Source organism: Ruegeria sp. YTSA064, from assembly GCF_059610325.1.
The window spans coordinates 212,903-226,286 of sequence record NZ_JBXWNK010000002.1 but is presented as its reverse complement, the minus strand read 5'-3'; the positions used below and the strand labels follow the sequence as shown (position 1 = coordinate 226,286).

Below are 13,384 nucleotides of genomic sequence, written 5' to 3'. Positions count from 1 at the left end.
TATCTTGATATCGCCAATTTACCGACTAGCGCTGGATTGCGAGGTTTCTCTGTGACAAAACAAAATCGCCAAAAAGAAAAAACAGCAGGCCGGTTCCCCTAACCTACTGTTTTTACTTTGGTACCCAAGGCCGGACTCGAACCGGCACGGTATCACTACCGGGGGATTTTGAATCCCCTGCGTCTACCATTCCGCCACTTGGGCCACGAACAATGGATTAGCGCTCATGCGCAGGAAGGTCCAGAGGCAAAAAACAACCAGAGCATCGATTGTTTCGGCGACGGAGGTTGACGGTCAGGCAGGTGCGTGGTTTGCCTTGCAACAACAATTGTCAGGACAACAGTTCTTTATGTTACGACCACTTTATGACTGGACCCTTCGTCTGGCCGAACATCCTCATGCGCTGTGGGCGCTGGCCATTGTGGCATTTGTTGAAAGCTCCTTCTTTCCGATTCCACCCGACGTCCTGATGATTCCGATGATCATCGCGAGACCATCGCGCGCCTGGCTGATCGCCACCGTTGCCTTGGTGGCATCTGTGTTGGGCGGAATGCTGGGTTACGCCATCGGAGCATTCTTCTACGAGAGCCTCGGGCAGCCAATTCTCGAAGCCATGGGCAAGGCCCACGCGATGGAAGAATTTAACACCCGCTTCAACGATTTCGGTTTCTGGGCCGTGCTCGCAGCTGGGGTAACTCCGTTCCCCTATAAGGTCATCACAATCATGTCCGGTTGGACCGGGATGCCGCTGGGGACTTTCATTGCCACTTCGATTCTGGCACGCGCATTGCGGTTCTTCCTTGTTGCCGGACTGCTGTGGAAATTTGGTGAGCCAATCCGCGATTTCATCGAAAAGCGGTTGGGTCTGATGTTCACCTTGTTCATCGTGCTGCTGTTTGGTGGCTTCCTTATTGTGAAATACCTATGACCAAGAAAACGCTCATACTTATTGCAACCACAGGTTCGGCCGTCCTATTGCTAGGTGCTTGGGGATTTCAATACATCGGCGGGTTTGCACCGTGCAAAATGTGCATCTGGCAACGTTATCCGCACGGCATGGCGATCGTTCTTGGTGTGCTCGCATTCACATTTCCGGGCATTCGACCATTGCCCCTGTTGGGAGCCCTTGCGGCAGCCACAACCGCAGGGGTCGGATTCTATCATGCGGGTGTCGAACAAGGCTGGTGGGAAGGCCCATCAACATGCACTTCTGGTGATATTGGAGGCCTCAGCGCCGAAGAACTGATGAACCAGATCATGTCCGCCCCATTAGCGCGCTGTGATGAAATTCCATGGGAAATGTTCGGGATATCAATGGCCGGTTGGAATGGATTGTTCTCGGCGGGTCTGGTCCTGGTCTGGATCGCAGCTTGGCGCGTGCGTTAGGTGTTATTGCTGATCCAATTCGGCATCCCAGTATAGGAAATCAATCCAGCTATCATGCAGATGGTTAGGTGGAAACTTACGGCCAATATTTCTAAGGGCTTCAGCGTCCGGCTGACGCGGCGGTTTGCTCAGAGACATTCTGGCCTGCCGAAGCGACTTTGACCCCTTACGCAGATTGCATGGGCTGCAGGCTGCCACGACGTTCTGCCAACTGGTCACACCTCCGGCAGCGCGCGGGACGACGTGATCAAAGGTCAGTTCTCCGCGGCTTCCGCAGTACTGGCATTTGAATTCGTCCCTCAAAAATAAATTAAAGCGCGTGAAGGCCACGCGCTTTCTGGGTTTTACATAATCTTTCAGGACAACGACCGAAGGTATTCGAATTTCGGTGCTCGGGCTTCGGACGACCTCGTCGTACTCGGCCACAATATCCACCCTGTCCAACCAGGCCGCCTTGATCGCCTCTTGCCAGGGCCACAGGGATAACGGGTAATACGACAGCGGGCGATAATCGGCGTTCAGAACCAATGCCGGATGATGCCTTAGCGCACCGGGTTCCCTGACAAATTCGGTCCTGAAGTCTCCGTCCATAACAGAATCGCTCCTCGCTCTGTACTGCCCGTTTGTGACATCAGAGCGGGGAACACCCGCCCCGGCCTTAACTTAACTATATATCGTGTTAAAACTCTGACAAGTCCCGATTTTACACAACATCTCGAGTAATGCTTAGGCCGATTCCGTAACAGTTAGGTAACATTTATCCACAGGTTGCGCTGCCGTGGTCTGGGCGGTATGGCGGGGGCATGTCTTGGTTTATCCGCTTTAACAAACCTTATGATGTGTTGCCGCAGTTCACAGACCGCGCCAATGCGGATTCACCTCGCAACACGCTGTCGGATTTCATCGATCTGCCCGGCGTCTATCCTGCCGGGCGTTTGGATCGGGACAGCGAGGGTTTGATGCTGCTGACCGACAATGGGAAGTTGCAGGCACAGATATCCGATCCCAAGCACAAGATGGCCAAAACCTACTGGGTTCAAGTCGAGGGTATCCCGGATGGGGCCGTGCTGAAGGCACTGCGCGATGGGGTTGAGCTAAAGGACGGGCTGACACGCCCTGCCAAGGCCCGTCTGATTGACGAGCCCGAAGGCTTATGGCCGCGAAACCCGCCAATACGCGCCCGCCAGACCGTACCGGACAGTTGGGTCGAACTGACCATACGCGAGGGCCGCAATCGTCAGGTTCGCCGGATGACCGCAGCAGTCGGGCATCCAACCCTGCGCCTGATCCGTGCACGGATCGGCGACTGGTTTTTGGACGGCCTTGACCCCGGTCAGTGGGATAGCCTGCCGATGCCTTCAATAAGTGCAGCGCCAGCACGCAAACGCGACCGACGTCCGCGTCGATGACAAAAACTGCGTGATGTGATATACTTACGGCATGAAAGTCACACCAGACATTCCTGCCCCGTCGGCGATCCTTGAAGCCGCACTTTATGTCGACGATCTAGACGCGGCCGAGGATTTCTACGGTCAAATACTGGGCCTCGAAAAGATTCAGCGCGCAAACAACCGCCATGTCTTCTATCGGATCGGCGGGTCAGTCCTGTTGTTGTTCATTGCCGACGAGACCGAGAAACCACCGAGCAACCCGGAACTTCCGGTCCCACCACATGGCGCTCGCGGCTCCGGTCACGTATGTCTTGTCCTCACCCGCGACGAGATCGCAGTGATGCGCAAGCACCTGTTGGACTGGAACATCCCTATCGACGCCGAATTTGACTGGCCCAATGGGGCCATGTCGCTGTATGTACGAGACCCGGCGGGCAATTCGGTCGAGTTCTCAGAAGGTTGGTTGTGGGACTGACCGGCTAGCGCAGCGGCTGCTTTTCGCCCTCGATCACGCGGTAGATCTCGCTTGAGGTCACGCCGACCTCACCCAATTCAGCCTGAAACGCGGCCATATGCGGGGTCGCAAAGTGGGCTTCCAGCGCAGTCTGATCCTGCCATTCTTCGTAAACCCGAAACCGGGTCGCATGGCCCAGTACCTGGCTGAACTCATAGATCATGCATCCTGGCTCTTTCAGGGTTTCCGCGACCATTTTCTGCGCAGCAATCGAGGCTTTTTCAACGCCTTCTTCGGCAACTTCCACAATACCCGTCACGATCAGCATCAAATGCTCCTATGGTAGACGCCCAGAGATCAGAGGCTGAGCTTATCCCGCATGAATGCCAGTGCAACACTCAAGCCATCCGGAGCGATCCCGTGGCCGGTGCCTTTCATCACATGGGCGTAGACCTCTTTGAAACCAGCGGCCTGCAACGCCTCAGCCGCCTCAGGCAGCGATTGCGGCGGCACCACATCATCGGCATCGCCATGCACCAGCAGCACTGGCATCCGACTGACGGTTTCGTCCGGCAACAAGTCAGGTTCCAACAACCGACCCGAGAACGCGACAATTCCGGCCACAGGATCTTCACGGCGCGGGGCGACATACAGGCTCATCATCGTACCCTGGCTGAAACCGAACAGCACAACCTGTTCGGGCAGGACATCCTCGTCAACCATCAGCGCGTCGAGGAACGCGTTGAAATCCTCGACGGCCATTTCCATACCACGGCGGGCCTCTTCTTCGGACGAGCCATCAATCCACGGAATCGGAAACCATTGAAACCCATTGGGCATACCTGGGATCTGTTCCGGCGCGTCGGGTGACACGAACAGAGTATCCGGCAGATGTTCCCCCAGCGGATCGGCCAGCCCCAAAAGGTCAGCCCCATTGGCGCCATAACCATGAACGAACACAACGACCGAGCGTGTATCCCCCGAAACCGGCTCTTTTCGGAGCGCATTCAAAACTCGTGTCATCTGATCCCTTCTCTGTCTTTTGCGACCCGGTAATAGGCCCACAGCACCCGCGCCGCAACCGATCGCCAGGGCGACCATGCTTCAGCCATCTGACGTAACTCTTTGTCTTTTGGTCGTTCTGGCAGGTCGTAAAGAATTCGAGCCGCCTCCTGCAGTGCCAGATCACCCGGCGCAATCACATCGGCGCGACCCAGCGAAAACATCGCATAAATCTCGGCGGTCCAGACACCGATTCCCGGTACCTCGGTCAGAATTGCGACCACCTCGTCATCCGGGGCATCACGAAGTGCTTTGTAGTCGATCCGCGCTTCGGCCAAGGCTCGGGCATAACGGATTTTCTGACGACTGAGACCCACGGCCCGCAGATCTTCATCCGTGGCCCACATGATCTTGCGCGGGCCGGTCAGTTTTGCGTCCTGCAACCGCTTCCATATCGCATTTGCTGAGGCCACACTGACCTGTTGGCTGACAATGGCGCTGAGCAGTTGGGCAAACCCGTCAGGCTTGCGCCTGAGCGGCAGAGGGCCGGTTTGCTCCATCGCATAGGCCATACGGGGGCATGCCCCTGCCAGCCATTCGGCCCCTTCACTCACGCAGTCCGGGGTTTCGATGATGCGTCCGACGGACATGCGCTCTCCGATAAGTGATCCTCGTCCGCACGTTAGGCGGATGTGCCGCATATGCAAGCCGCTTGTGCCTAGTCTCAATCGTAGATAACCATTCGCCCATGACAATGATCGCTGCCACCCCCGACGACAGTCAGGCCAAACGAAACGTCGCCGTTCTGGTGGCGGCCCAGGCGATCTTGGGTGCGCAGATGCCGATCATGTTCATTGTCGGCGGATTGGCCGGGCAATCGCTGGCCAGCAACGCCTGCCTCGCGACGCTGCCGATTTCACTGATCGTTCTGGGTTCGATGCTGGCGGCCACGCCGATCTCGGCCATCATGCAACGCTGGGGACGCCGTGCAGGGTTCCTTGTAGGCTCCACAGCGGGTGCTGCCGGTGGCATTATCGGGGCTTACGGCCTCTATCTCGGCTCATTCCCTGTGTTCCTTGTCGGCAGCTTCCTGACCGGCATCTATATGAGCGCACATGGCTTCTATCGCTTTGCGGCAGCCGACACCGCTTCTGATGCGTTCCGCCCCAAGGCAATTTCTTACGTCATGGCCGGGGGGCTCGCGGCGGCCATCATTGGACCACAGATCGTAAAGCTGACCTCGCAAGCCTATGTGATCCCGTTTCTGGGCACTTATTTGGCTGTGATTGCAATCAACGTACTGGGTTCTGCCCTTTTCTTCTTTCTTGATATTCCCACTCCACCCAAGCCTACCGAGGATGAACCCAAGGGCCGCAAGCGGCTGGAGCTGCTAAAAACCCCGCGTATCGCAGTGGCGATCATCTGCGCGATGGTTTCTTACGCGCTTATGAACCTTGTGATGACATCTACACCTTTGGCCGTTGTCGGATGCGGATATACTGAAGGCGATGCGGCAGATATCGTAACCAGCCACGTACTGGCGATGTATATCCCCAGCTTTTTCACCGGCCACCTAATTACAAGATTTGGCGTTGAAAAGATCGTGGCCCTTGGTCTGGCCATCCTCGGCGGCGCGGGCCTTGTTGCTCTGCAGGGTGTAGATCTGGGTAACTTTTTCGTCGCCCTCATCCTACTGGGCATCGGCTGGAACTTTGGATTCATCGGCGCCACCAGCATGCTCGCCGACTCGCACGAAGTGCACGAGCGTGGGCGGATGCAGGGCCTAAATGACCTGATGGTCTTTGGCGGCGTCACCTTTGCGTCGTTGGCGTCGGGTGGGCTGATGAATTGCTCGGGCGGCTCAGCGGTCGAGGGCTGGACAGCCGTGAATTTAGCAATGATCCCGCTGCTGACACTGGCAGGAGGCGCGCTGTTGTGGCTGGTGCTAAGGCCGTCAGACCCTCAAACTGCCTGACTTACCAGCGCCCTGTCGCGGCTGTCTTCATCAAAGAGAACCGACGGCGAATTTCGCCTTGTGCCAAGGCACCCGCAGCCACACGTTCTGGCCGTGCCAAGGCCGCCTGCAGCACCCATTCTGTCTGCCACCCTGCAAAGAGTGCAGGCCGTGCTGCCGCCGATATTTCGCCACGTGCAGATCGCGCACGCGCCAACCGGTCCAACGCTTTCTGCGCCAAAGCCCGAACACCATCCTGTGTGCCGTCTAACAATGGGATACGACCTCGCGACTCGAGCTCAGGAATAGCACGCATCCAATTCGCAATCCCGGCCGCATAACCAAAATTTCGAAGAACAGTCTCATCCGACGCACCCAAAGCCTGCGCCGACACCACCATCAACGATCCTGCGCTGTGGTCGATATAGGAGTCAAAATGCTCCTCATCATCAAACGGATCGCGGTATATATCCCAACGCCTTACGGCGACATATTCATCCAATTGCGCCGCCAGATGCGGTGAGAGTATCCGCGACAACGGCGTGACAACTTCGTGCCGACGAACGGATGGACCTTCGGCAATTTCCTGCAAGGCATCGCGCCACCATTGCAGCCGCATCTCAGCGATCATGCTCTCCTGAGTCACCCACGGGGCGCGGGCCACTTCGACGTTCAGCGCATAGATCGGGAACAGGACAGCCCGTGCCTCGACCGGTGCGGCCATGGCCGCCATAAAGCGATCAGGATCGGCCCGATGCACCAGTTCTGCACAAGCCTTGATGTCGTCGTCGAACTCCACCTTATTCGGCTGCCGCGGACTGCGGGGCGCAATCGTTCACCAGTTTCCACTGGATCGCGTCCAATAGCGCCTCGAACGAGGCATCGATTATGTTCGCGCTGACACCGACAGTGGACCAGCGCCGTCCCTGCCCGTCTTCGCTATCGATGATCACGCGAGTCACCGCCTCGGTCCCACCTTGAGTGATGCGCACCTTGAAGTCGACCAGACGCATATCCGACAGTATCTGCGAATACTGTCCCAAATCCTTGGCCAAGGCCTTCGCCAACGCGTTCACCGGGCCGCGATCACTGCCGCTTTCATCCAGCGACTCACTGACCGACAGCTTCTTCTCGCCATCCACTTTCACAACAACAACCGCCTCTGACAGGCTAACCATCTTGTTGTATTTGTTCTTCCGGCGCTCAACGGTGACCTTATAGCGCTTGACCTCAAAGAACTCGGGCAATTGCCCCAACTCATCCCGCGCCAACAGCTCGAAACTGGCCTGCGCGGTGTCATAGGAATAGCCCTCGGCCTCGCGCAGTTTGATCCGCTCAAGGATGCGTCCCAATGCCGGATCACCCGCCTCAACGGCCAATCCCGCATCGGTCAGACGTTTGCGCAGGTTCGATTGACCAGCCTGATTCGACATCGGAATGATGCGCGCATTCCCGACGCTTGCAGGATCGATATGCTCATAGGTCGTTGGATCCTTGAGGATCGCGCTGGCATGCAGCCCGGCCTTATGGGCGAACGCCGACGCGCCGACATAGGCGCTCTGCTTGCTGGGCACGCGGTTCAGGATGTCATCCAACATCCGGCTGATCCGGGTCAGCCCAGCCAAAGCCTCGGGCTTCACGTTAACCTCATAGCGTGAAGCATAGGGTTCTTTCATCATCAGTGTCGGAATCAAAGCGGTCAGGTTGGCGTTACCGCAACGCTCTCCCAACCCGTTCAGAGTGCCCTGAATCTGCCGCGCACCCGCGTCGACGGCAGCCAGAGAACAGGCCACTGCGTTTTCGGTATCATTGTGGGTGTGAATGCCCAATCGGTCCCCCGGCAGACCGGCCGCAATCACCTCAGACACGATCCGCCCGACCTCGGCGGGCAACGCGCCGCCATTGGTATCGCACAAGACGACCCACCGTGCACCGGCGTCAAGCGCTGCACGACAGACCTCAACCGCATATTCCGGGTTGTCCTTATAGCCATCAAAGAAATGTTCGGCATCGAACAAGGCCTCACGCCCCTGCGCCACGATATGCGCGACCGAAGCCCTTACGTTCTCAGTGTTTTCCTCCAACGAGATGCCAAGCGCATGAGTCACATGGTAATCATGTGACTTTCCCACCAGACAAACGGCTGGCGTTCCGGCATTCATGACGGCCGCCAAAACGTCATCATTCTCTGCCGACCGACCAGAGCGTTTGGTCATCCCAAACGCGGTCATACAGGCCGAGGTCTTGGGAGCGCTCTCAAAAAACGCACTGTCGGTCGGGTTCGCCCCGGGCCAACCGCCTTCGATATAATCGAGACCCAATGCATCCAACGCCTGCGCGATCTGCACTTTCTCAGCGGTCGAGAACTGCACGCCCTGCGTCTGCTGCCCGTCGCGCAAGGTGGTGTCGTAGAGGTAGAGGCGGGTTTTGGTCATGTGTTTGGCTCTTTGGCTTTTTTCCGGCAATTGCGCAATTGATCAGAGAAGAAGACGCTTATCAGATGACTCACTCAAGCTTCAGCAATCAACTCGTCGTAGTGCTTTTGTAGCCCTTCGCGATGCTTTGCCATGCGCAGTAGTGTTTGCGCCCAATGATTCTCTCTGGCCTTCTCAGAATCCGATTCCGAAACTTTGCCGGTACTAGATCGGACAACATTTACTCGAGATAGGATGGGTAGAAGCTCCCACTCGTAACCATCGTTTGTATCTTTTACACTGAAACCAAAATTGGCGAGATCCTTGTCCCTCATCTGGTCTGCCCAACTGAAAAATAGACCACCCTTTTCTTTCTCGCCGCTCTTCATCCAAATCCTTGCCTGTGCTTTGAATTCAGAACGCAGCAGCATCCAATTTTTAATTTCTTCGGCAAAATAGGATTTGTCCACAGCACCTGCATCTGCCCAACTACCCATGTCATTGGACAAAAGTCCAACAACTTGCGCACTTGCGAGCAGCCTCGCAGCGTCTCCGTCCGCAGCCAGCCGGTGGAGTTCCGTAATAGCACCTGCCGTATTCAAATCATCCGCAAGCGCATCGATTACCGCAGGTGCCGCGGTGGCGGCGGGCTCGATGCCCGCTGTCAGCGCCCGCCACTTGCGCAACGTTACCTCGGCCTCACGCGCCTTCTTCTCGGTCCAGTCCATCGGCTTGCGATAATGGGTCTGAAGGAAGACAAACCGGATCACTTCACCAGGCACACCTTGCTCCAACAGATCATGCACAGTGAAGAAATTGCCCAGAGATTTGGACATTTTCTTGCCCTCGACCTGCAGCATCTCATTGTGCATCCAGACGCGCGCGAATTCTCCATGCGGATGTGCGCATTTGCTCTGAGCAATCTCATTTTCATGATGCGGGAACATCAGATCGTTGCCGCCGCCATGAATATCAAAGCTCTCGCCCAACAGCTCATAGCTCATAGCCGAGCATTCAATATGCCAACCCGGACGCCCCCGACCCCACGGGCTGTCCCAACCGGGCAACTCATCGGTCGACGGCTTCCATAGAACAAAGTCCATCGGGTTTTTCTTGTATGGAGCGACTTCAACCCGTGCACCGGCAATCATGTCATCGACCGAACGGCCAGACAGCCTGCCATAGTCTTCTTTCCAACTGTCGACCGCAAACAGGACATGACCCTCGGCAGCATAAGCATGCCCCTTGGAAATCAGGTTCTCGATCATCGTAATCATCTGCGCGATATACTGTGTCGCGCGCGGCATTTCCGTGGGCTCCATCGCCCCAAGCGCGCCCATATCATGCAGATACCAACCTATGGTCTCGTCCGAGCGTTCCTGAACCAATTGCTCCAGAGAGCCTTCGGCACCGGCCTGTTTTCGCGCCAAAGCGGTAGCGTTGATCTTGTCGTCCACATCGGTGAAATTGCGCACATAGGTCACGTGATCCGCACCATAAACGTGCCGCAGCAGACGATAGAGCACGTCGAACACCACCACGGGCCGCGCATTCCCAAGATGGGCGCGGTCATAAACCGTCGGACCACAGACATACATCCGCACATTGCCTGGATCGATCGGCACGAAATCCTCTTTCGTCCGTGTCCTCGTGTTGTGCAGTTTGATCGTCGTCATCGGGTCGTGCTCCTGAAACAGCATGTTCGTCACGCGTTGGCGCGGGCTTAGCAACTTGTCTCAGGGATGAAAACGAAAGAAACCGGCCCGCTTGATAAATCAGCAGGTAATGCAGCAAATAATGATGCAGGTTTTCTGGTTCATGCGCCGTGGGTAGCACGAGTACTGCGCTGAGCCAAGCCTTGAGTTTTGCCTGCGGTATCGGCACTCTGCCTCTCATGAGCCGTGAATACGTCAATTCCATTTGCGCTGAACTGCCAGGGGCCGAGCTTTCCGATCCCTGGGGAGGAGGTCACGACGCCTGGAAAGTGGGCGGCAAGATGTTCGCCTGCGTCGGCTCAGTCGGGGATGGCGTGTCAGTCAAGACACCTGACATTGAGACAGCCCAAATGCTGATCGATGCCGGAGTTGGGATCAAGGCACCATACTTCCATCGCAGTTGGGTTTGTCTGCCCTGGTCCACAGATTTTGAAGAAATGAGCCATCGCCTTGTATCATCCTACGACATCATACGCGCGTCGCTCCCCAAGAAAGTTCAAGCAACTTTAACCGATCGTTTCTGATTGGTGGTTTTGAAGAGCGCGAAGTGGTTTATTCAACCTACCTAAAGCGTTTGTTAAAAGCGGAATGTAGTGCGCAGGTTGAAGACGTTTGCGTCAAGATTCCCACCTGACTGAGGAACATTCTCAAAATCCTGTCTTAGCGCCTCGCCGCTGATCACGAAGCGATCACCCAGAGGATAAGCTACACCGATGCCGTATACTGCTGCCGTGTCGCTATCACCCGATGTGCTAGCCCGCGCTGCGCCGACGACGACGTATCCCAGTGCAGAGCCGAAATCGTAGCCACCGCGTAATTTCAAACGCGACATGCTGTCTAAACTGCCCTCCGACTGGCCAAGATCAAGGTTGAGCCAGTTGTATTCCAGTTCACCACCCAACACGAAATTTCCAAAATCGTAGTCGTATCCGATCACAGGGCCAAAACCGACATCGCTTCCGCCAGCATTGCCCGATCCGTCAACATCCGCATAGCCGAAACTGAAACCTGCATATGCTCCGGTCCAGTCTTCTGCCAATACCGGCCCGACACCTGCGAACAGCGCGATGACGAGTGCGGCAATCGTTGACTTCATCAAGCCCTCCAATAAACCAGAAGCGGTCCATAAAATAATGCGGAGATATCCGACAGAAGGACAATCCGCACCGACTTCCAATTCAAACCAACAGTTGTCTCAAAATTAACTAGGGATAGGTTAACAGATTTTTAGTGTAACGGAAAAAAAACATTTCTGTATATCAATTTAACCTGTTCCCATCGCCGGTGAAATTTTTGCGCGGAAATTCATTTGCAGGTCGCAAACAGAACAGATTGTGACGCTGAGCGTTGAAAATATGAACTCAGTTAGATTGGAACACAATGCACAACGAAGTTTGGAAAATACGTCTGGTCAGCCGCACCATCGGAGCGGATCGTGGACGTGCGGCACGAGGGCGACCAGCAGCGGTCTGAGTTCACTCAACCCAATACGCATTTCTTCGACCGGATTCCAAAATGAACGAACAAACCCGAAACTCATCCCGTAGCGGTGGCCGCGCTGCACGCCGTGCAGCCCGCGCCTCGGCCCTGCCAGAGCATTTGCGCCCTATTCGACCCGGCATGGAGGGTGGAACGCTGAAGGTTCTGACTCTGCACCAGATTGAGCGTATCCATGAGGCCGCATTGACTGCGCTGGAAACTATTGGACTTGCCGATGCGCCACAAAGCGGGATCGATTATCTGGTGGCCGCCGGTTGTTCCCTGGGCGACGATGGCCGCATCCGCTTCCCGCGTGCATTGGTCGAAGACACTATCGCCAAAGCAAATCGTTCGGTCACGCTGTACAGCCGGGATGGAAAGTCCGATCTGGAGCTGTCGGGAAACCGGGTTCACTATGGAACGGCCGGGGCGGCGGTCAGCATGGTCGATGTGCACGGGCAGGAATATCGCGATTCGACCCTTCAGGATCTCCACGATGCATCCCGCATCTGTGAACAGCTTGAAAACATTCACTTTGTTCAACGTCCTATGGTGTGCCGCGATATTGCGGACAACCTCGAGATGGACCTGAACACGGTCTACGCCACCACTTCCGGTACGTTCAAACACATCGGCACATCTTTCACTGAACCCAGCCATGTCGCACCCGCGATTGAAATGCTGCACATGATTGCAGGCGGAGAGGACAAGTGGCGCGAACGGCCTTTCATGTCCAACTCCAACTGTTTTGTTGTTCCACCGATGAAATTCGCCACCGAAAGCTGCGAGGTGATGGAGGAGTGCATCAAGGCTGGCATGCCGGTTCTGCTGCTGTCCGCCGGCATGGCCGGAGCCACAGCACCCTCGACAGTTGCCGGGGCGATAGCGCAAGCCACGGCTGAATGTCTGGCCGGTTTGGTTTATGTAAACGCCGTAAAGCCCGGTGCGCCTGCGATTTTTGGCACCTGGCCATTTGGGTTGGATCTGCGCACCGGTGCAATGTCTATTGGCTCTGGGGAACAAGCCCTGCTGACCGCTGGTTGCGCCCAGATGCACCATTTCTATGACCTGCCTGGCGGAGCCGCCGCCGGTGCCTCAGACGCGAAACTGCCTGATATGCAGGCCGGTTGGGAACAGATGTGCTCGAACGTCATGGCCGGACTTTCGGGCCTGAATATGGTTTATGAGGCCGCAGGCATGCACGCCTCATTGCTGGGCTTCTGCCATGAGAGCTTAATCCTAAGCGACGATCTGATCGGACAAGCGCAGCGCTGCGTACGTGGAATCGAAGTGTCGGATGAAACTCTGGCGCTGGATCAAATGGCCGAGGTTTGCATGGGCGGCCCGGGTCACTATCTAGGGACAGATGCGACCTTGGGCCGTATGCAGGCGGACTACGTCTATCCAACCTTTGGCGACCGTTCGTCTCCAAAAGAATGGGTTGAACTTGGAAAACCTGATCTGATCGAGAAAGCGGTGAAGCGGAAAGATGAGATTCTGGCGGTGCCATCCCCGGCCAGATTTGATCCTCTGCTGGATGCCGAACTCCGCGACAAGTTTAACATTCACTTGCCTGCGTAACCTACTGA

General features: G+C 56.2%; 15 protein-coding genes and 1 tRNA gene. 7 read left to right on the top strand and 9 right to left on the bottom strand.

Annotated elements, in window-relative coordinates:
- Positions 1-118: 118 nt before the first annotated feature.
- Positions 119-204: transfer RNA gene (locus tag AC2FI7_RS03625), tRNA-Leu, on the bottom strand.
- A gap of 145 nt (positions 205-349) precedes the next feature.
- Between AC2FI7_RS03625 and AC2FI7_RS03620 the strand changes: the two genes are divergently transcribed.
- Positions 350-928, top strand: a complete 579-nt coding sequence (locus tag AC2FI7_RS03620; protein WP_029621823.1) for a YqaA family protein — start codon at positions 350-352, stop codon at positions 926-928.
- Positions 925-1,386: a disulfide bond formation protein B gene (locus AC2FI7_RS03615; RefSeq protein ID WP_010440253.1), complete on the top strand. Its 462-nt coding sequence runs from the start codon at positions 925-927 to the stop codon at positions 1,384-1,386. Before AC2FI7_RS03620 ends, AC2FI7_RS03615 begins: the two co-directional genes overlap by 4 nt.
- A gap of 3 nt (positions 1,387-1,389) precedes the next feature.
- On the opposite strand, the gene AC2FI7_RS03610 is transcribed toward AC2FI7_RS03615, so the two are convergent.
- A complete protein-coding gene (locus AC2FI7_RS03610) occupies positions 1,390-1,977 on the bottom strand; it encodes an HNH endonuclease (RefSeq protein WP_010440254.1) in 588 nt (195 codons plus the stop codon).
- A 212-nt stretch (positions 1,978-2,189) separates the two neighbouring features.
- On the opposite strand from AC2FI7_RS03610, the gene AC2FI7_RS03605 reads away from it, so the two are divergent.
- Both AC2FI7_RS03605 and AC2FI7_RS03600 read left to right on the top strand, forming a co-directional pair.
- On the top strand, positions 2,190-2,795 hold the full coding sequence (locus AC2FI7_RS03605) for an rRNA large subunit pseudouridine synthase E (RefSeq protein ID WP_010440255.1): 606 nt from the start codon (positions 2,190-2,192) through the stop codon (positions 2,793-2,795).
- A gap of 31 nt (positions 2,796-2,826) precedes the next feature.
- Complete coding sequence (locus tag AC2FI7_RS03600; RefSeq protein WP_010440256.1) at positions 2,827-3,252, top strand: VOC family protein; 426 nt, start codon at positions 2,827-2,829, stop codon at positions 3,250-3,252.
- A gap of 4 nt (positions 3,253-3,256) precedes the next feature.
- Here the strand turns inward: AC2FI7_RS03600 and AC2FI7_RS03595 are convergent, their stop codons facing one another.
- The 3 genes from AC2FI7_RS03595 to AC2FI7_RS03585 are packed head-to-tail and all read right to left on the bottom strand — an operon-like array spanning position 3,257 to position 4,883.
- Positions 3,257-3,559, bottom strand: a complete 303-nt coding sequence (locus AC2FI7_RS03595) for a putative quinol monooxygenase (RefSeq protein ID WP_010440257.1) — start codon at positions 3,557-3,559, stop codon at positions 3,257-3,259.
- 29 nt (positions 3,560-3,588) lie between these two features.
- Positions 3,589-4,254, bottom strand: coding sequence for an alpha/beta hydrolase (locus AC2FI7_RS03590; protein ID WP_010440258.1), 666 nt, complete (start codon positions 4,252-4,254; stop codon positions 3,589-3,591).
- Positions 4,251-4,883, bottom strand: a complete 633-nt coding sequence (locus tag AC2FI7_RS03585) for a DNA-3-methyladenine glycosylase family protein (protein ID WP_010440259.1) — start codon at positions 4,881-4,883, stop codon at positions 4,251-4,253. Before AC2FI7_RS03585 ends, AC2FI7_RS03590 begins: the two co-directional genes overlap by 4 nt.
- A 98-nt stretch (positions 4,884-4,981) precedes the next feature.
- Here AC2FI7_RS03585 and AC2FI7_RS03580 point away from each other — a divergent pair, with 98 nt between their 5' ends.
- Positions 4,982-6,208, top strand: a complete 1,227-nt coding sequence (locus AC2FI7_RS03580) for an MFS transporter (protein ID WP_010440260.1) — start codon at positions 4,982-4,984, stop codon at positions 6,206-6,208.
- Position 6,209: 1 nt separating this feature from the next.
- Here AC2FI7_RS03580 and AC2FI7_RS03575 read toward each other — a convergent pair whose 3' ends face one another.
- From AC2FI7_RS03575 to cysS, 3 genes are all read right to left on the bottom strand, one after another.
- Positions 6,210-6,986 (bottom strand): squalene/phytoene synthase family protein, encoded by a 777-nt coding sequence (locus AC2FI7_RS03575; RefSeq protein WP_010440261.1) that lies wholly within the window; start codon positions 6,984-6,986, stop codon positions 6,210-6,212.
- A gap of 1 nt (position 6,987) precedes the next feature.
- Positions 6,988-8,622 (bottom strand): citramalate synthase, encoded by a 1,635-nt coding sequence (cimA, locus tag AC2FI7_RS03570; protein ID WP_010440262.1) that lies wholly within the window; start codon positions 8,620-8,622, stop codon positions 6,988-6,990.
- A gap of 74 nt (positions 8,623-8,696) precedes the next feature.
- Positions 8,697-10,277, bottom strand: a complete 1,581-nt coding sequence (gene cysS / locus AC2FI7_RS03565) for a cysteine--tRNA ligase (RefSeq protein WP_010440263.1) — start codon at positions 10,275-10,277, stop codon at positions 8,697-8,699.
- 218 nt (positions 10,278-10,495) lie between these two features.
- Here cysS and AC2FI7_RS03560 point away from each other — a divergent pair, with 218 nt between their 5' ends.
- Positions 10,496-10,840 (top strand): MmcQ/YjbR family DNA-binding protein, encoded by a 345-nt coding sequence (locus AC2FI7_RS03560; protein ID WP_029621825.1) that lies wholly within the window; start codon positions 10,496-10,498, stop codon positions 10,838-10,840.
- Between the two features lie 53 nt (positions 10,841-10,893).
- On the opposite strand, the gene AC2FI7_RS03555 is transcribed toward AC2FI7_RS03560, so the two are convergent.
- On the bottom strand, positions 10,894-11,412 hold the full coding sequence (locus AC2FI7_RS03555; RefSeq protein ID WP_010440265.1) for an outer membrane protein: 519 nt from the start codon (positions 11,410-11,412) through the stop codon (positions 10,894-10,896).
- A 419-nt stretch (positions 11,413-11,831) separates the two neighbouring features.
- On the opposite strand from AC2FI7_RS03555, the gene AC2FI7_RS03550 reads away from it, so the two are divergent.
- Positions 11,832-13,376 (top strand): trimethylamine methyltransferase family protein, encoded by a 1,545-nt coding sequence (locus tag AC2FI7_RS03550; protein ID WP_496815260.1) that lies wholly within the window; start codon positions 11,832-11,834, stop codon positions 13,374-13,376.
- Positions 13,377-13,384: the final 8 nt, after the last annotated feature.